The organism is Variovorax sp. KBS0712, assembly GCF_006323185.2.
Lineage (GTDB): Bacteria > Pseudomonadota > Gammaproteobacteria > Burkholderiales > Burkholderiaceae_C > Variovorax > Variovorax boronicumulans.
This window is the reverse complement of sequence record NZ_VCCD02000001.1, coordinates 2067470-2084414: the sequence shown is the minus strand read 5'-3', so window position 1 is coordinate 2084414 and position 16945 is coordinate 2067470. Positions and strand designations below refer to the sequence as shown.

The following is a 16945-nucleotide window of genomic DNA, read 5'->3' as shown; positions in this document are numbered from 1 at the left end:
TGCCGTTTCAGGCGGCGGTTCGATAGCGCTCCGCCACGTGCGCCTGCCGAATGTCCGCGACCAGGGCCTGACGTGCCGTGTTCAGCACCTCCCAGCGCGCGGCATCGTGCAACGGCGGGATGGTCACGAGTTCACGGCGGTCGAATCCGGTCAGCGCGGCATCCACCAGCTCTTCTACTCCCATCAGGTCGGGCATCGCACGGGTATCGATGCCCGCGCGCTCCCAGATCTCGGTGCGGGTGCCGGCCGGCAACACCGCCTGCACGTAGACGCCCTTGGGCGCGAGCTCCAGGCTCAACCCCTGGGACAGGAACAGCACGAAGGCCTTGGTCGCGCCGTAGACCGACATGCCGAACTCGGGCGCCAGGCCGACCACCGAGCCGATGTTGACGATCGCGCCTTTGCCGGCCTGCACCAGGCGCGGGGCGATGGCGCTCGCCAGCCTCACGAGTGCGGTGGTGTTGAGGCTGACCAAGCGGGCGACATCGTCTGTCGACTGGTCGATGAACGGGCCGGACAGTGCGGCCCCGGCGTTGTTGATCAGGGTCTCGATCCTGGCGTCCTCGCGCAGTCGCGTCTCGACGGCGGCCAGGTCGCCGGGTTGGGTCAGATCGGCCGCAAGGATATCGACGGCAGCGCCGGTTTCCTCACGCAGGCGCGCCGCGAGCGTTTCCAGCCGCGCCTTGTCGCGCGCCACCAGCACGAGGTCGTGGCCGCGGCGTGCGAAGCGGTCGGCATAGATGGCGCCAATGCCGGTCGAGGCGCCCGTGATGAGAACAGTGGAATGAGAGGTCATGTGTTTTGCTCGTGATCGAAAGGGTGAGTCCATGCCGCGATATGCAGCGTGGAAAAACGACTACCGGACGCTGGAATCAGCGAGGGTCGGATAGTCGATGTAGCCTTTGGCGCCACCGCCATACAGCGTGGTGGGGTCCAGCGCGGCGAGGGGTGCGCCGATCTCCAGCCTTTCGACCAGATCGGGGTTGCTGATGAAGGGGCGGCCGAAGACGAACAGGTCGGCCTTGTCCTCGATCAGGCGGGCGTTGGCCAGTTCGAGGTCATACCCGTTGTTGGCCAGGTAGGTGTTCTTGAAGCGAGTGCGCAAGGCGTCGAAATCGAACGGTGCGGCATCGCGCGGACCCCCGGTGGCGCCTTCGACCACATGCAGGTAGACGATGCCCATCGCATTGAGTTGCTCGGCGATGTAGTCGTACTGCGACTGCGGATCGCTGGACGAAATGGCGCCGGCCGACGACACCGGCGAGAGGCGCACACCGGTGCGCTCGGCACCGATTTCCTTCGCCACGGCGGCCGTGACTTCGAGCAACAGGCGCGCGCGGTTCTCGATGGAGCCGCCGTACGCGTCCGTCCGGGTGTTGGCACCGTCCTTGATGAACTGCTCCAGCAGGTAGCCGTTGGCACCGTGGACCTCGACGCCGTCGAAGCCCGCAGTGATCGCATGGGCCGCAGCCTGGCGGAAATCCTCGACGATGCCTGGAATCTCATCCAGGGTCAGGGCACGTGGCTCAGAGACGTCATGAAAACCGTTGTTGACGAAGGTCTTGGTCGCGGCGCGGATGGGGGAGGGGGCCACCGGCGCGGTGCCACCAGGGCGCAGGTCGACGTGGGAGATACGGCCCACGTGCCACAACTGCACGAAGATCCGCCCGCCCTTGGCGTGAACGGCGTCGGTCACCTTGCGCCAGCCGTCGATCTGCTGCGGCGTGTATAGGCCCGGGGTGTCCTGGTAGCCCTGGGCATCGGCCGAGATCTGGGTGGCCTCGGTGATGATCAGGCCCGCCGAGGCGCGCTGACCGTAGTAGGTGGCGGCGTACTCGCTGGGCACCAGACCCGCGCCTGCCCGATTGCGCGTCAGCGGCGCCATCACGATGCGGTTGGACAGTTGGAGTGAGCCAAGTGTGTAGGGCTCGAAGAGCGTCTTGTCAGTCATGCTTGTTTGCTGTGTCGTCGTTGATCGGGCGGGGACGGGATGCGCTACGGCATCACTCCTCGAGGAACTGGATCGCGTGTTGCAGGAAGCGCTCGGGATACTGGAACTGCGCGCCGTGTCCGGCGTCGGGATAGATCAACAGCTGCGCGTTGGGAATGTTCTGCGACAGATGCCAGGAGTTGATCGTGGGAATCATGATGTCGTCGACGCCGTTGAGCACCAGGGTCGGCTGCGTGACGGCGTTCAGGAAGGCATAGGGGTTCGCACCCGGCAGCGGCTGCAGGTAGGCGGCGTGCGCCTCGGCTTGGGCTTGAGCGACGGCCATCGAGCTGGGCGGGTCCTGGTCGGCGCGCTGGTGGCGGCGCTCCCAGAAGGCCAGACCCGCCTGCTTGGCAGCTTCCGAGCGGCCGAAGAACAGGTAGAGAAAGTCATCCGCGGTCGGCACGGGGTTCGGCGCGACCTCCAGCACCCTGGGCTCCATCTTCGGATCGCCGCCGCGCAGTCCGGTGCCGAGCAGGACGAGCTTTCGAACCAGTTGCGGGTGACGCAGCACGACCTCCTGCACCTGGAAGCCCCCGATCGAGAAACCAAGCAGATCGACCTGGGACAGACCCAGCGCCCGGATCACCAGGGCGATGTCGTCCGCCATGTCTTCGATCCGGTTGCGGGGCGTGCCGGTCGAGGAGGCAATGCCGCGACCGTTGTAAAGGATGACCTCGCGGCCTGCGGCTAGACCATCGGTCAACAGGGGATCCCAGTGGTCCAGGCCGCCGCGGAAATGCTGGACGAAGAACAGAGGGGGCTGTCCGCTGGAGGTGTTGCCCCAGCGGCGATGGGCGAATTTGTCGCCATCCACTTCGACGAAGCGGGTGGGTGCGGTCAGGTGGGTATCGCTCATTTTCGGAAGCCTTCCAAGGTAAGTTGGGTTAATGATGTCAATCATCATCTTTGATGTCAAGGACTTTGATGATGATCGACATCAATGTATATTCATGGCTTCACCGATGGCACATCTAGAGAGGTCCTGGACATGAAGGTCACCAAGGCGCAGGCACAGGCGAACCGGGCGCACATCGTCGAGACGGCCTCCACGCTGTTTCGCGAGCGTGGTTACGACGGGGTGGGGATTGCGGACTTGATGGCGTTCGCAGGCTTTACCCACGGCGGGTTCTATAAGCACTTCGAATCCAAGGCCGACCTGATGGCGCAAGCCGCGACCTGCGGTTTTGCGCAGACGGCCGCCAAGGCCGAAGGCGTCGATGCGATGGCATTTGTCCATCACTATCTGTCCCGTGAACACCGAGATGCACCGGGTGACGGTTGCACGATGGCCGCCCTGTGCGCAGATGCTGCGCGCCAACCGGAGTCGATCAAGACGGCGTTTGCGACCGGCATTGAAAACCTGCTGGTGACCCTGGGAAACCAGTTCGACGCGCCAGAGGAGGACGATCAGGGCGGCGACGCACGCGCCAGGCGGATCGACCTCATTGCGCAGGCAGTCGGTGCCATCGTGCTGTCGCGGGCGTGTCCTGACGACTCGCCACTGGCCGATGAAATTCTGGATGTCTGCCGCAGCGCCGTCCTGTCGAGGCTTTCCTCTATGACGCCTGGCGCTTCCGGTTCCCAGAGCACCTAGCCGCACAACTTCCGCGATAGCCCACGACAGAGGTCGGCGGCATCTCATTGCTGCAGACGCTGCGGGTCCCCTGAGGCCGCATCCTGCACAGCGCGAAACGCGCTTATAAAGAGCTCGCCCCACCACTGATTCTTGAGCGAGTGCGTATGAACTCTGCAGGCTTGAAGGGAACCGTGTCCATTGAACTGGTGCACGAGGCGATCCACGCCGCGGCGCTGAGAAACATGGACATCAGCAGCGTCCTCGAAAGCGCCAAGATCGACCGCGAGCTGTTGAACGCGGCGCGCGCGCGCATCTCGGCGGCGGCGTACTCGCAGATGTGGGTGGCGCTGGCCGACCTGATGGACGACGAGTTCTTCGGCCTGGACAGCCACGGGCTTCGCCGCGGCAGCTATGCGCTCATGACGCGCGCCGCCGTCAACGCCGACAACCTCGCGCACGCATTGCGCCGCATTCTGAGGTTCCTCCACGCCACGCTGGACGACTTCCGCGGCGAGCTGGTCTGCGATGGCGACGAGGCGCGCATCGTCCTGCATGACGGCGGCGTGCTGCGCCGGCTGTTCGGCTACGGCACCTGGTTCATCCTCGTTCATGGCCTGGTGTGCTGGCTCGTGCACCGGCGCATTCCCCTGCGCGAGATGCAGTTCCGGTGCCCGCCGCCCGGCGACGACAGCCACTACCGCACGCGCTTCTGCGAGAACGTGAAGTTCAACGGCGAGACCACGCACATCAGCTTCGCCAGCGATCTGCTGGACCTGAAGATCGCGGAGTCGCCCGCCACGGTCAACAACTTCCTGAGGGAAGCGCCGGCCAACCTGCTGGTCAAGTACCGCAACGATGCAAGCACCAGCGCCCAGGTGCGCAACAGGTTGCGCAGCCAGATGCCCGAGGCGTGGCCCGAACTCGAAAAGCTCGCACAGGAACTCTGCGTTTCCGGCACCACGCTGCAACGCCGCTTGCAGCAGGAGGGCGTGAGCTACCAGCGCGTGAAGGACGACCTGCGGCGGGACATCGCCATCGACCTCTTGTCGAGCGCGTCGCTGACGGTGGCCGAAGTCGCTGCCCGCACTGGCTTCCAGGAAACCAGCGCCTTCCATCGCGCCTTCAAGAAATGGACAGGCGTCAGCCCGGGCGCCTATCGCTCGTCCGCGCCCGCGCCGGAATAGGCCGAAGCGCCGGCGCTCGCCGACGCTGGCGGGTGATGCCGGCATGTCCGAACGCCCCATCCAGATCGAGACGCGCGGGCATGGAAGCGTGCCGCCTGCAGAACTAACCTCCCGTCGACATCGCATCTCGCGACAGATCAAACGACAGGAGACGAAAACATGCAGCAGGCCGGCAAGCAGGTCGATATTCACGCGTTGGCGGGGCACTCCCGGTTCAACGGCTTTCACGGGCTCGTGCTCTGGTGGTGCGTGTTGATCCTGGTCATCGACGGCTATGACCTGGCGGTCGTGGGTGCCGCGCTGCCATCGATCATGAAAGACATGGGCGTCGACGCCACGAGCGCCGGCGTCATGGCCGGGTCGGCGTTGTTCGGAACCATGCTGGGCGCGATCTTCCTGGGCACCTTGGCAGACCGCATCGGCCGCCCTCGCATGATCGCGGTGTGCGTGGCGCTCTTCAGTGTCTTCACGGCGCTGACCGGGCTGGCCACCGAACCCATCGGCTTCAGCGTCGCCCGCTTCATCGCGGGCCTCGGCATCGGCGGGGTGTTGCCCATCGTGACCGCGCAGATGGGCGAGTTCGCACCGGCGAAGCTGCGTACGCGCCTGGTGACGATGGTTTTCGCGGGCTACTCCGTGGGCGGCATTCTGGTCGCGCTCACCGCCAAGCAGCTCATCGAGAGCCATGGATGGCAATGGGTGTTCTATGTGGCCGGCCTGCCCGTGCTGCTGATTCCACTCATTCTGAAAACGATGCCCGAATCGCTGTCGTTTCTCCTCAAGAAGGGTGACCAGCGGCAGCTCGGCGAGATCGCGGCCAAGCTCGCGCCGGAGCAGCCGAACGCAGCCGGCACCGTGTATGTCGGCGCGTCCACCGACCGCCTGCACGACGCGCCGGTGCGCACCCTGTTCGACGCCGGACGCGCGTTCAGCACCGTGATGATCTGGGTGGCCTTCATGACGGGGCTGTTCATGGTCTACGCGCTGAACTCCTGGCTGACCAAGCTCATGGCCATGGCGGGATACAGCCTGGGCTCGGCCCTGAACTTCGTGATCGTCTTCAACGTCGGTGCGATCGTGGGCGCAATCGGCGGCGGCCTGCTGAGCGACAAGTTCAACATCAAGCATGTGCTGGTGGCGTTCTACGTGGTCGGAGCTGCGTCGCTGGCCGCGCTCGCGTACACGAAATCGACCGAGCTGCTGTTCGTCGCCGTGTTCGTGGTGGGCGCGTCCACGCTCGGAACGCAACTGCTGGCCTATGCCTACGCCGGCGATTTCTATCCACCGGCCGTGCGTTCGACGGGTGTCGGCTTTGCCTCGGGTGTCGGCCGCATCGGCGCCATTGCCGCGCCGATCCTGATCGGCTGGCTCGTGTCGCTGAGCCTGCCCATCGAGCAGAACTTCATGGCGATCGCCCTGGCCGGCGTCATCGGCGCGGCAGCGGTGTCGTTCGTGAACCAGTCGCGCGCCGCGTCGACCCAGGCCAAGGCCGCGCGCGCGGCCACCGGCGAAGTGGGCCGTGTGGACGGGGCGATTCGCCCGGCTTCGAAATAGCAAGGAAACCTCAATGAACCGAATGATGGCGCCACCGCTGGAGGCACACGCGCTGCAAGGAGCGGTCGACTGGGCCATTGCCACCCGGCGCAGCGTCAGGGCGTTCTTGCCCCGGCCGGTGCCCCGGGAAGAGGTCGAGGCGATCCTCTCGACGGCGCGCTACAGCGCCTCCGGCATGAACATGCAGCCCTGGCATGTGCATGTGCTGACGGGGCCTGCCAAGGCCCGTCTGTCGGCGGCGATTGCCGTGCTCGACGACGATCCCGGCCGGTCGGGCGAGCTGCTCGAGCCCTACGACTACTACCCGCGCGAATGGTGTTCTCCCTACCTGGAGCGGCGCCGCAAGGTCGGCTGGGACCTCTACGGATTGCTCGGCATCGCCAAGGGCGACAAGCAGCGCATGCACCTGCAGCACGGTCGCAACTACCGCTTCTTCGATGCGCCCGTGGGCCTGTTCTTCACGGTGGACCGTGAACTCCAGGAAGGCAGCCTGCTGGACTACGGCATGTTCCTGCAGAGCGTGATGGTGGCCGCACGCGGCCGCAACCTTCACACCTGCCCACAGGCCGCGTTCCTGAAATTCCATCGCCAGATCGCGGACCTGCTGGACATTCCCGCCGGCCAGATGCTGGTCTGCGGCATGAGCCTGGGCTACGCCGACACCTCGTCGGTCGAGAACTCGCTCGTCACCGAGCGCGAGCCAGTCTCCGCGTTTACGACCTTCCACGACACCTCCAAGGAGACCACCGCATGAGCGCGCCATCCTATGCACAGGGCCTCGAACGGTGCGCGGCAAATCATGTGCCGCTCACGCCGCTGGGCTTTCTCGACCGCGCGGCGCTCGCGCATCCGAACCGCGTGGCGGTGGTGCACGGCGAGCTGACGCGAACCTGGGCGCAGACGCGCGAGCGCTGCCATCGCCTGGCGTCCGCGCTGGCGATGCGAGGCATCGAACCGGGCGACACCGTCTCGGTGCTCGCGCCCAACACGCCGGCCATGCTGGAGGCCCACTTCGGCATTCCGCTGGCTGGCGCGGTGCTCAACGCAATCAACCATCGCCTGGATGCCGAAGGCATCGCGTTCATCCTGCGCCACGGCGAGTGCAAATTGCTGATGGTCGATCGCGAGTTCGCCGCCACGGTGGCCGCAGCGCTGAAGCTGCTCGACCGTGCGCCTGCGGTCATCGACATCAACGACCACCTCGCACCACCCGGCGAACCCATCGGCGGGACCGACTACGAATCGCTGCTGGCGAACGGAGACCCGGACTTTGCCGGCCGGTGGCCCAGCGACGAGTGGCAACCCCTCGCCCTGAACTACACCTCCGGCACGACCGGAGACCCCAAGGGCGTGGTCGCCAGCCATCGCGGCACCTACCTGATGAGCCTGCTGCAGATCACGAACTGGGCGATGCCACGGGCGCCGAAGTACCTGTGGACCTTGCCCATGTTCCACGCGAACGGATGGTGCTTCACCTGGGCCGTGACTGCGGCGGCGGGCACCCATGTCTGCCTGCGCCGGGTGTCTGCCGACGCCGTGCTGGAGGCCATCGAGCGCCATCGGATCGATCACCTCTGCGCAGCGCCGGTCGTGATGGCGATGCTCGCGGACGCGGCGAAAGACACCCGGCTGCCGCGCCCCGTGCGCGTGCTCACGGCCGGCTCGCCACCGCCGCTCGCCGTGCTGAATGCGGTGCTGGCGATGGGCTTCGACGTGGAGCACGTCTTCGGCATCACGGAGGTTTCGGGCACGCCGGTGAGTTGCGTGTGGCAGGACGGCTGGGACGATCTGGCGCCCGTCGAGCAGGGTGCGCTGCGCGTGCGCCAGGGCGTGCGCGCCGCCATGTTCGAAGGCCTCATGGTCGGCGACGCCGACACCCTCGAGCCCGTCGTGCCCGACGGCAAGTCGGCTGGGGAACTCATGTTGCGCGGCAACACCGTGATGATGGGCTACTTCAAGAACGAGGCGGCAACGCGCAAGGCGCTCGCCGATGGCTGGTTCCGCACCGGCGACGTCGCGGTCCTGCATGCCAACGGGTATGCGCAGATCACCGATCGGTCGAAGGACGTGATCATCTCGGGCGGCGAGAACATCTCGTCGGTCGAAATCGAAGACGTCATCCATGGACACCCGGCGGTGCTGCATGCCGCCGTGGTGGCGCAGCCCGACCCCAAGTGGGGCGAGGTGCCGTGCGTGTTCATCGAGCTGAAGGCCGGTGTCGCCGCGCCCAGCGAGCAGGAGATCATTGCGTTCTGCCGCGAGCGGCTGGCGCACTTCAAGTGTCCGCGCCGCGTGATCTTCATCCCCTTGCCGAAGACGGCCACGGGAAAGATCCAGAAGTTCCGCTTGCGCCAGCAGGCCGGAAGCCAGGACGCCATCACCCGGCTCGCGAGCCATGGTTGAGTGCGAAGCGGCCGCGGCCCTGGGGCCTGTCGGGCCCGGCTATCGCTTCTCGCGACCCCACACCTTCGACGAAGCGCAAGTGCGTGCCTTCGCGCTGGCCGCGGGAGACGAGAACCCGCTGCACCACGATGCCGCGTTTGCACAGGGCACGCGCTTCGGCGGCTTGATCGCCAGTGCGACCCACACCACCTCGCTGCTGATGGGGCTGACCGCCAGTCACTTCGCTACGAGGGGGAAGGTGCTGGGCATGAACTTCTCGGTCGACCTGCTGCGTCCCGTACGGGCGAGCGAGACGGTACTCATCGAGTGGCGCGTGACGTCGATGGCCGCGCATTCGAAGGGCGGCTGCGTTCTCGAATTGCAAGGTGCGATCAAGAGCGCAGACGACAGGACCAGCGTGCTCGCGCAGGGCACGGTGCTTTTCACGCCCGCCGCATGAGTGCTTTCCGCGCCAGCGTGCGCGTTCACGGGGGCATTGCCCCAACAAGGAGACAAAAGATGAAGATGGCCCCTCTCACATGCCGACGCGACACCCACCGGCGCATCACCTCGTGGTCCGTGGTGGCTGCTGCGGCGCTGCTTGCTTCCTGCGGCGGCAGCGGCAGCGGTGGTGGCAACTCGCCACCCGCGCTGTTCCCGTCCGCTGCCGGAAGCGCGCAGGCCGCGTGCAACAGCTTCCTGAGCCGGGCCTTCGAAGGCGCCACGATCACGCAGGCGACGCTGACGCCCCAGACAGACACCACGCCGGAGACCTGCACCGTGCGCGGCGAGATGCCGCCGGAACTCGCCTTCGAAGTCAAGCTGCCCAGCAGCTGGAACCAGCGTGTCCTGTTCATCGGCGGCGGCGGCTTCGACGGCGCCATCTACCCCAGCGCCTACAGTCCTGGCGTCGCGGAAAGCGGCTACGCGACCATCGCGACGAACCATGGACACGATGCGGCCAAGCATCCCAATGGCTCCTTCGCTATGGACCCCCAGTTGCTTCAGGACTACGCAGACGGTGCCGTGCCCAAGGTGCTTGCATCGGCGAAGGCCGTGCTCCGCTCGCGCTATGGCGAATCGGTCGGCCGCTCGAAGTTTGTCTACGAGGGCTGTTCGGGCGGTGGGCGTCAGGCGTTGATCCAGGCGCAACGGCATCCCGATCTGTTCGACGGCGTGATTGCGCGCGCCCCGGCCAATGCCTACACGGGCCAGTTCCTCTGGTATCAAAAAATACTCAAGCAGCTGGCCCAGCCCGAGGCGGGCCTGAGCATCCCGAAGGTCAAGACCCTCGCGAACTTCATGCGGTCCCAATGCGATGCACTCGACGGCCTGAAGGACGGCATCATCAGCCACCCCGAGGCCTGCAAGCCCGATCTGGCCAAGCTCCGATGCACGGGCGCCGACGCAGACTCTTGCCTGACCGATGCGCAGCTGGCGTCCGCCAAGGTCCTGTACGAGCCCACCGATGTGGCGGGTGGTCGCTACACATGGCCGGCCTTTCCCTATGTCGGCGGCGAGACCGCCGACGACGCATCGTGGCAGGCCATCGGAGGCACCACGTTTCAGATTCTCGGCGGCGACTACATGAAGTACTTCGTGGCGCAAGACTCGTCCGCAGACCCGCTGAACGTCGACCCGCTGCAGTACACGAACCGACTCGACCACCTCGCCCGATTGATCGATGCAGTCAACCCCGACCTGAGCGGGTTCCGGGCCCGCAACGGCAAGATGCTGCTCATGCACGGCACCACCGACTGGCTGATCACGCAGAACAACACCACGGACTACTACCGCAAGGTCGTCGCCGCAGCGGGCGGGCAGGCCGCGGCCGACCGGTTCGTCGAGTACTACGTGCTGGCAGGCAACGACCACTGCGCCGCCACGCCGGCAGGCGGCAAGGGCCCGGACAGCGTCGACCTCATCACCCCGATGTTCGACTGGATCGAAACCGGCACCCATCCCAGCGCCCGCGAGATCGTGGCCACGCGCAGCGTCGAGCCGGGCAAGGGCATGCAGCGGCCGATGTGCAGGCACCCGCAGTTTCCAAAGTACAACGGCACCGGCGATCCCGACGCGGCGTCCAGCTTCACCTGCACGTCACCTAGCTAGGCGTCGTGGCGCGGTGTACGCAGCAGTGTTGGCACAGGCTGGTCTGTGAAGGCATTCGCGAAGAGAACGCGCGTCGCCCGTTCTGGGTGGCGCGGGAAGGATTCGACACGCGCTGATGCATTCAATGGATACGGTGTCCTCCTGCTGGTTTCTCGCACCCTCTGGCCGCCGAAGCGCGCAACTTCGGCGGGCGCCGAAGGCATGCGTCGGCGTACTGACCTTACCTACGAAGCCCGATCTGGACTGAGCCCCGCAGCGATTCACACTGCCTTGGTTGTCGGGTATTGGCCTCGTTGCAGACATCGATTGTTCCGATCCCGACTAGGGCAATCGCTGCATAGCCGCCCTTGGGGTATACCCCCTTCAAATGGGTTGCCGACGTTCGAGAGGCTCGGCTTGAGAGGAGCTGTCCGTCAAGAACGAGCCGCTCCCCATTTGCGCGCGGCACGCCTGCCATTGTTCCCGCGGCTGCGGAGCAGGGCGATCAGGCCTCAGGCCCACACTTCGTCGATCACGGGGTTTTGCAGAATGCCTATGCCTTCGATCTCCACTTCGCAGACGTCGCCCGGCTTGAGCCAGATCTGCGGCGTGCGCGCCAAGCCCACCCCCGAGGGCGTACCGGTGATGATCATGTCGCCCGGCTGCAATTCCATGCCTTCCGAGCACGCGGCAACGAGGGTCGCTACGTCGAAGATCATGTCGCGCGTGTTGGCGCTTTGCAGCACTTCGCCGTTCAGTCGGCAGGTCAGCTGCAGGCCGGTGGCGCCTGCCGGCAGTTCGTCCGCTGTGACGAATTCGGGGCCGAAGCCGCCGCTGCGATCGAAGTTCTTTCCCCACAGCCATTGGCCGGAGCGGAACTGGTAGTCGCGGATGGAACCCTCGTTGAAAATGGCGTAACCGGCCACGTGCGCCAGCGCATCCTCCTTGGCGATGTAGCGGCCTGCCTTACCGATGATGGCCACGAGTTCCGCCTCATAGTCGAACTGCGTGGAGACCCGCGGGCGCACCAGGGGCTCGCCGTGTGCGACCCATGAAGAGGGAAAGCGCTGGAACAGGACCGGGTGCTTGGGCGGCTCGAAGTTGCTTTCCGAGGCGTGATCGACGTAGTTCAGGCCGATGGCGAAGGCCTTGGAGGGGTTCTGAAGCGGCGGCAGCAGTTTCAGCTCGGCGAACGCCAGGTGCTGCGTCGCGCGGGCGGCGGCATCCTTCACTGCGCTCAGTCCGTCGGGGTGCTTGAGCAGCGCGTCCAGCGTCGACGGCAATCCGACTTCGGTGAGGTTGACGACCTGCGAACCGGTTCGCAGCCCCAAGGCGGGCAGGCCGTTGCTGGCGATAAAGGCGATGAGTCTCATGGTGTGGCTTTCAAGGCCGGCTTATGCCGGCTGCTCCAGGTTGGTGATGAAATCGGGGGGCAGCGAAGGCCCCCACACATACAGCGAGTCTTCTGGCGGATGGTCTGCCGCGGGCCACTCGCTGTCGGCCGGCACGTAGTCGATGTCGTGCGAATACTCGGCATAGCTGCCCCACGGATCGCGCACGTAGTAGAAGTAGTTCGACCCGAGCACGTGCCGCCCCACGCCCCAGCCTCGCCCATGGCCGGCATTGCGCATCTGCTCGGAGCCGCGCCCGACCTCGTCGATGCTGCCCACGTCCCAGCTCGAATGGTGCAGGCCGGCCGCGTGCGACTTTGCGAAGGCCACCAGATGGTGATCGGAGCCATGGGCTCCATGCAGGAAGGCGATCAAGTCGCCGGAATGATCGGACAACCGCAGGCCCAGGATTTCCTGCGAGAAGCGGATCATTCGCGGCACGTCGGGCGTGAAGAAAAGTACGTGCGACAGGTAACGGGGGCGAACCTGCAGCGCGCGGCTGCGCGCTGGCGCGGCGCCATGGCCCGGTGCGACGGGCGGTGTCACGACCGGGCGGGACTTGTGCGAGGGCGACACCTTCGACGCTGCCACGAGCTGCAGGTGTGTGCCGTCCGGGTTGCGCAGCCAGACGCCCTCGGCATCGCCCAGCGGGTGCGGCTGTGCCTCGAGGCCAGCCGTGACAATGCGTTCCCGCAAGGCATCCAGCTGATGCGCATGCACGCCATAGCGCACGTACTCGAGCTGCTTCGTCCGGCCTGATGCATGGACCCAGGCCCAGCAATGCGGATGACCGAAGGTGTGCAGCGCCAGGCGGTTGCCCTCGCGGCGCACGTCCAGGCCGAAGGCGCGGTAGAACTGCTCGGCCTCATGCAGGTCGGGCACGCTGAAAACGAAGCGGTCGACCGAATGGACCGACGCATGGGGGGATTGATTCATACCTCAGCCTCCTTTGTGTCGTCGGGGCAGGCACGCAGGGTCGCTGCGAAGCAACTGCAGATTTCGTCATTGGCGCGCCGTGCAGCCTCCGAGACCTCGAAGAACCCGAAGAAGGGATGGAACATGTCTTCGTAGCGCAGCACCTGCGTGGCAATGCCAGCCGCCTGCAGCCGCGCCGCATAGGCCAGCCCCTCGTTGTACAGGGGGTCGCACCCTGCCACGGCAATGACCGTGGCGGGCAAGTCGCCCAAGTCTGCGCAGTGCAGGGGAGACGGAGGAAAGTCCGTCGCTCGGTCCGCTGCCGTGCCCAGGTAGAGCCGCGCCACCTCCCGCAGGTCGTGCGGCGTGAGCATTGGATACGCACACCCATCGTTTCTCTCGAGCCTGACCGTGTCGCGTGCGAAATCAACACCGGGCACGATGAGCAGCTGACCCGCGAGCGCAAAGCCGCGGTCGCGAACCTGGATGGCCGACGAGGCAGCGAGATTGCCGCCCGCGCTTTCCCCGGCCACGGCCACGTACGCGGGATCGCCACCGAGGGCCACGGCGTTGGCCAGCGCCCACAACGTGGCAGCCAGCGCGTCGTCGTGCGCGGCGGGAAAGGGATGCTCCGGCGCGAGTCGATAGTCCACGGACACCACCACCGCCTCGATGTCGCGACACAGCTTGCGCGCGATGTCGTCCATCAGCTCGACGCTTCCGAGCACGAAGCCGCCGCCGTGGAAGAAGACGACGGTCGGCAGCGACGGCCTGTGCGAATGCGGGCGGTACACGCGCACCGGAACGCGCACGTCTGCGTGCGCGGCAACGGTGTCCTCCGCAGACTGCACATCCGGCAATCCGGAGCGCTCGCGCGCGGCAAGGACCGCGGCGCGCATGCGACCGCGCGCCTCGTCCGGCGTGCCGCTGAACGGTGGGGGCGCACAGCGTGCCCGCAGGGCAGCAACCACCGCGGCGAGTTGGGGATCAAGCTGCGGCACGGCCGGCATCACATCTCCCCCAGCACGTGTCGTTGTGAGTCGAAGGCGCGGGCGCGCAGCGCGTCGACATCGATGTGCAGCATGCGGCCATTGCGCTTCACCGCGCGTCCGGCGACGTAGACGGAGTCGACATTGCCTGGGTGCGCGGCCAGCACGATGGCCCCGACGGCGTCGGACACGGGGGTGAGGTTCAGGTCGTCCTGCCGCACCAGAATGAGGTCGGCCTGCTTGCCCGGCGTCAGCGATCCCGTCTTGTGCGCCAGCCCCGTGGCCTTTGCACCGGCGATCGTGCCGAACTCGAGCACGTCACGCAAAGTGATGGTCGGTGGTGCGTTCGCGGCCTTCGAATGGCCGCCACCCATCCAGGAGCGGTAGTGCGCAAAGGCATGGCGCATCTGCGTGAACATGTCGCCGGCGCATTTCGTTTCGGTATCGCCGCTCAGGCTGGGACGGATCCCGGCGGCTAGCAACCGGTCGAATGGGATATCGCCGATTCCCTGCGCGTTCAGTTCGCAGTGCACGCCCAACGAGGCCGTCACGCCCGCGTCGGCCATCATGGCCAGTTCGTCGTCCCCGCAGAAGCAGCAATGAACGAAGGTAAGGTCGTCGCCCAGCACGCCGGCCTGGTGCATCTGGGCGATCGCGCGCACCGGTGCATTGCGCGCATACGCGCCCATGTGGATGGTGGAGCGAATGTCTAGTTCGCGCGCCAGGCGCAGGTCCTGCAGCCAGACCTCGCGGCGTGCCATTTCCGGGCCGCGCCCGGCCATCGCCAGCGTCAGCAACTGGTCGTCCGAAGAGAAGTACTGGCTGCGCAGCCTGCGGATGTCCTGCGGATGACCGCGTTCGCTGTCGAACATCCAGGAATGCCCCTCGACCAGCGGCCAGCCATGGGCGAAGACCCCCCGGATGCCGGCGTCGCGCAGGGCTAGGATGGCGGCGTCCGCATGCTCCGGTGTGTTCTGGACATGCGACCAGTCCAGCATCGTGGTCGTCCCGCTGTCCAGGGCCGACACCGCGCCCAGCAGGGTGCCGGCATAGACGTCCTCGGTGCGGAAAGCAGCCCCCTTGGCGCCGAGCATTTCCACGAAGTAGATCTGAGGATCGATGTCCGCATAGCGATGCCGCACGCAGGTTTGCCAGGTGTGCCGATGGGTGTCGACGAAGCCCGGCATGACGATCATGCGTTGCGCGTCGATGCGCTCGGCCGCTTCGGTCTCGATGTGGGGGGCGACCGCGACGATGCGCTCGCCTTCGATCAGGACGTCGCCGCGGCGCAGGTCGCCGATGGTGGGGTCCATGCTCAGGACCCAGCCACCGGCCAGGAGGGTGCGGTGGGTGTTCACGGCTTGCTCCGCGTGAGCCAGCGGCCCAGTTGCGCCTCGACCTCACCGGCCCGTGCCAAGGCGCTGCTGGCCCAGGCGACGTAGCCGTCCGGGCGCACCAGGATGCCCGTCACGCCGTCCATCTCTGCCGGTACACGGCCGACGCGGGCGCTGACGACGTTCAAGGGCAGGCCAGCGCACTGCAGCGCTTCGAACTGGCGGCTCTGGCCTTCCAGATCGAGCAGCAGGAACTTGCGATCGCGCAGGAGCTCGGCCGGCCGAAGCGACCGGCCATCGAGCGTGAGGAGGTCGAAGTCGGGTAGGCGGCAACCGGTCAGCGCGTGGTTGCCTGCTTCGTGCGGATACGGCGCTTCCAGCCCGCACAACTCCAGCACCAGTTTGCGCTGCACGTCCGGCAGCGGAATGATCTGCTCGGCCATGCGCCGCTTGAGTGTGAGGCCGCTTTCGTCGAAGTTGAACTGCAGCACACACTGCGCCTTGACGCTCTCCAGCAGGGCGCGCATGACAGGCAGGCGCTCCGCGTCGTAGCTGTCCAGTGTCGACTCATCGGCATGGCCGTTGACCACGTTGGCCAGCTTCCACCCCAGGTTGAAGGCATCCTGCAGGCAGAAGTTCATGCCGACGCCGCTGGCTGGATAGTGGATGCGGGCCGACTCGCCCACCAAGAACACGCGACCCTTTCGCAGCGACGGCACCGAACGCATCTGGTCGTCGAAGCGCGATGCCCAGCGGTGGCTGGTGATGCCGTAGTCGGTGCCGTGCACGTCCGCGATGCATTTCAGCGCTTCTTCCAGGGTGACGGGTTCATCCTTCGGTGTCATGCGTCGGTCGCGATGGACGATGTTGAAACGGGTGATGCCTTCACCGAAGGCGTAACCGCGCACCCAGCCCATCTCGTTGTCGACGTTGATGCGTCCTCCGGGCCAGGGCGCATCCAGGTGCGCATCGATGACGATGCCGCGGAAGGTGCCGGAATGGCCATCGAACGGGATGCCGGCACCGGAGCGCACCGTGCTGCGGCCGCCGTCCGCGCCGACGAGGTAGCGCGCGCGCAGCGTCGCTGGCGCCCCCTGGGCATCGGTGACCGACACGGTCACGCCGCTGCCATCCTGCTCGAAGGACTGCAGTTCCGTGCCGCGGCGAATTTGCGCGCCGCTCTCGGTCGCCCATTGCCAGAGGATTTCTTCGGTGAAGTTCTGTGGCAATCCCAGCGTGAAGCCGAATCGGCTTTCCAGGTACTGCCAGCGAATCGGATGAAAGCCGGCCCATATGTGCGAAGGCCGAAACGGGTACGGCACGATCTCGCGCGTGCGCTCGATGAACCGATCCGCAATGCCACGCGCATCGAACAACTCGAGCACGCGCGGCAGGATGGTCCCCGCCCGCGACTGCACGCCCTCGGTCCTGCGTTCGAGCACCAGCGTCTTAGCGCCCGCACCCGCCAGTTCGGCGGCGAGCGTCAAGCCCGAAGGGCCACCCCCTACCACGATGACATCCCATGACTGCATGTTT

15 protein-coding genes are annotated in these 16945 nt (G+C 66.2%); 7 read left to right on the top strand and 8 right to left on the bottom strand.

Going from position 1 to position 16945, the window contains the following annotated elements; all coding sequences use genetic code 11:
• Positions 1-7: 7 nt before the first annotated feature.
• The 3 genes from FFI97_RS09545 to FFI97_RS09535 are packed head-to-tail and all read right to left on the bottom strand — an operon-like array spanning position 8 to position 2849.
• Positions 8-796, bottom strand: coding sequence for an SDR family NAD(P)-dependent oxidoreductase (locus tag FFI97_RS09545; RefSeq protein ID WP_070059257.1), 789 nt, complete (start codon positions 794-796; stop codon positions 8-10).
• 60 nt (positions 797-856) lie between these two features.
• Entirely contained in the window at positions 857-1951 is a 1095-nt protein-coding gene (locus tag FFI97_RS09540; protein WP_139701796.1) for an alkene reductase, read from the bottom strand.
• Positions 1952-2003: 52 nt separating this feature from the next.
• Positions 2004-2849, bottom strand: coding sequence for an alpha/beta fold hydrolase (locus FFI97_RS09535; protein ID WP_139701795.1), 846 nt, complete (start codon positions 2847-2849; stop codon positions 2004-2006).
• 132 nt (positions 2850-2981) lie between these two features.
• Between FFI97_RS09535 and FFI97_RS09530 the strand changes: the two genes are divergently transcribed.
• The 7 genes from FFI97_RS09530 (at position 2982) to FFI97_RS09500 (ending at position 10801) form a co-directional block, all read left to right on the top strand.
• Positions 2982-3587, top strand: coding sequence for a TetR/AcrR family transcriptional regulator (locus FFI97_RS09530; protein ID WP_095747520.1), 606 nt, complete (start codon positions 2982-2984; stop codon positions 3585-3587).
• 146 nt (positions 3588-3733) lie between these two features.
• Positions 3734-4753: an AraC family transcriptional regulator gene (locus FFI97_RS09525; protein ID WP_139701794.1), complete on the top strand. Its 1020-nt coding sequence runs from the start codon at positions 3734-3736 to the stop codon at positions 4751-4753.
• Between the two features lie 159 nt (positions 4754-4912).
• Positions 4913-6307: an MFS transporter gene (locus FFI97_RS09520; protein WP_139701793.1), complete on the top strand. Its 1395-nt coding sequence runs from the start codon at positions 4913-4915 to the stop codon at positions 6305-6307.
• A gap of 13 nt (positions 6308-6320) precedes the next feature.
• Entirely contained in the window at positions 6321-7061 is a 741-nt protein-coding gene (locus tag FFI97_RS09515) for a nitroreductase (protein WP_139701792.1), read from the top strand.
• Entirely contained in the window at positions 7058-8710 is a 1653-nt protein-coding gene (locus FFI97_RS09510) for an AMP-binding protein (protein WP_139701791.1), read from the top strand. Before FFI97_RS09515 ends, FFI97_RS09510 begins: the two co-directional genes overlap by 4 nt.
• Positions 8703-9149, top strand: a complete 447-nt coding sequence (locus tag FFI97_RS09505) for a MaoC family dehydratase (protein ID WP_139701790.1) — start codon at positions 8703-8705, stop codon at positions 9147-9149. The genes FFI97_RS09510 and FFI97_RS09505 overlap by 8 nt, the downstream gene beginning before the upstream one ends.
• 59 nt (positions 9150-9208) lie before the next feature.
• Entirely contained in the window at positions 9209-10801 is a 1593-nt protein-coding gene (locus tag FFI97_RS09500; protein WP_139701789.1) for a tannase/feruloyl esterase family alpha/beta hydrolase, read from the top strand.
• A gap of 491 nt (positions 10802-11292) precedes the next feature.
• On the opposite strand, the gene FFI97_RS09495 is transcribed toward FFI97_RS09500, so the two are convergent.
• Genes FFI97_RS09495 through FFI97_RS09475 form a run of 5 tightly spaced genes read right to left on the bottom strand, consistent with a single transcriptional unit; the run spans position 11293 to position 16941 of the window.
• Complete coding sequence (locus FFI97_RS09495) at positions 11293-12153, bottom strand: fumarylacetoacetate hydrolase family protein (protein ID WP_139701788.1); 861 nt, start codon at positions 12151-12153, stop codon at positions 11293-11295.
• A gap of 21 nt (positions 12154-12174) precedes the next feature.
• The gene (locus tag FFI97_RS09490) at positions 12175-13107 is read right to left on the bottom strand and encodes a VOC family protein (protein ID WP_139701787.1); all 933 of its coding nucleotides are present in this window, start codon (positions 13105-13107) and stop codon (positions 12175-12177) included.
• A complete protein-coding gene (locus tag FFI97_RS09485) occupies positions 13104-14096 on the bottom strand; it encodes an alpha/beta hydrolase (RefSeq protein WP_139701786.1) in 993 nt (330 codons plus the stop codon). The genes FFI97_RS09490 and FFI97_RS09485 overlap by 4 nt, the downstream gene beginning before the upstream one ends.
• Complete coding sequence (locus tag FFI97_RS09480) at positions 14096-15433, bottom strand: amidohydrolase family protein (RefSeq protein ID WP_139701785.1); 1338 nt, start codon at positions 15431-15433, stop codon at positions 14096-14098. The genes FFI97_RS09485 and FFI97_RS09480 overlap by 1 nt, the downstream gene beginning before the upstream one ends.
• Entirely contained in the window at positions 15430-16941 is a 1512-nt protein-coding gene (locus tag FFI97_RS09475) for an FAD-dependent monooxygenase (RefSeq protein WP_139701784.1), read from the bottom strand. The genes FFI97_RS09480 and FFI97_RS09475 overlap by 4 nt, the downstream gene beginning before the upstream one ends.
• Positions 16942-16945 lie beyond the last annotated feature (4 nt).

Excerpts from the sequence above, each read along its gene's own strand:
- FFI97_RS09545 (WP_070059257.1), bottom strand. The coding sequence starts at position 796 with ATGACCTCTCATTCCACTGTTCTCATCACGGGCGCCTCGACCGGCATT.
- FFI97_RS09540 (WP_139701796.1), bottom strand. The coding sequence starts at position 1,951 with ATGACTGACAAGACGCTCTTCGAGCCCTACACACTTGGCTCACTCCAA.
- FFI97_RS09535 (WP_139701795.1), bottom strand. The coding sequence starts at position 2,849 with ATGAGCGATACCCACCTGACCGCACCCACCCGCTTCGTCGAAGTGGAT.
- FFI97_RS09530 (WP_095747520.1), top strand. The coding sequence starts at position 2,982 with ATGAAGGTCACCAAGGCGCAGGCACAGGCGAACCGGGCGCACATCGTC.
- FFI97_RS09525 (WP_139701794.1), top strand. The coding sequence starts at position 3,734 with ATGAACTCTGCAGGCTTGAAGGGAACCGTGTCCATTGAACTGGTGCAC.
- FFI97_RS09520 (WP_139701793.1), top strand. The coding sequence starts at position 4,913 with ATGCAGCAGGCCGGCAAGCAGGTCGATATTCACGCGTTGGCGGGGCAC.
- FFI97_RS09515 (WP_139701792.1), top strand. The coding sequence starts at position 6,321 with ATGAACCGAATGATGGCGCCACCGCTGGAGGCACACGCGCTGCAAGGA.
- FFI97_RS09510 (WP_139701791.1), top strand. The coding sequence starts at position 7,058 with ATGAGCGCGCCATCCTATGCACAGGGCCTCGAACGGTGCGCGGCAAAT.
- FFI97_RS09505 (WP_139701790.1), top strand. The coding sequence starts at position 8,703 with ATGGTTGAGTGCGAAGCGGCCGCGGCCCTGGGGCCTGTCGGGCCCGGC.
- FFI97_RS09500 (WP_139701789.1), top strand. The coding sequence starts at position 9,209 with ATGAAGATGGCCCCTCTCACATGCCGACGCGACACCCACCGGCGCATC.
- FFI97_RS09495 (WP_139701788.1), bottom strand. The coding sequence starts at position 12,153 with ATGAGACTCATCGCCTTTATCGCCAGCAACGGCCTGCCCGCCTTGGGG.
- FFI97_RS09490 (WP_139701787.1), bottom strand. The coding sequence starts at position 13,107 with ATGAATCAATCCCCCCATGCGTCGGTCCATTCGGTCGACCGCTTCGTT.
- FFI97_RS09485 (WP_139701786.1), bottom strand. The coding sequence starts at position 14,096 with ATGCCGGCCGTGCCGCAGCTTGATCCCCAACTCGCCGCGGTGGTTGCT.
- FFI97_RS09475 (WP_139701784.1), bottom strand. The coding sequence starts at position 16,941 with ATGCAGTCATGGGATGTCATCGTGGTAGGGGGTGGCCCTTCGGGCTTG.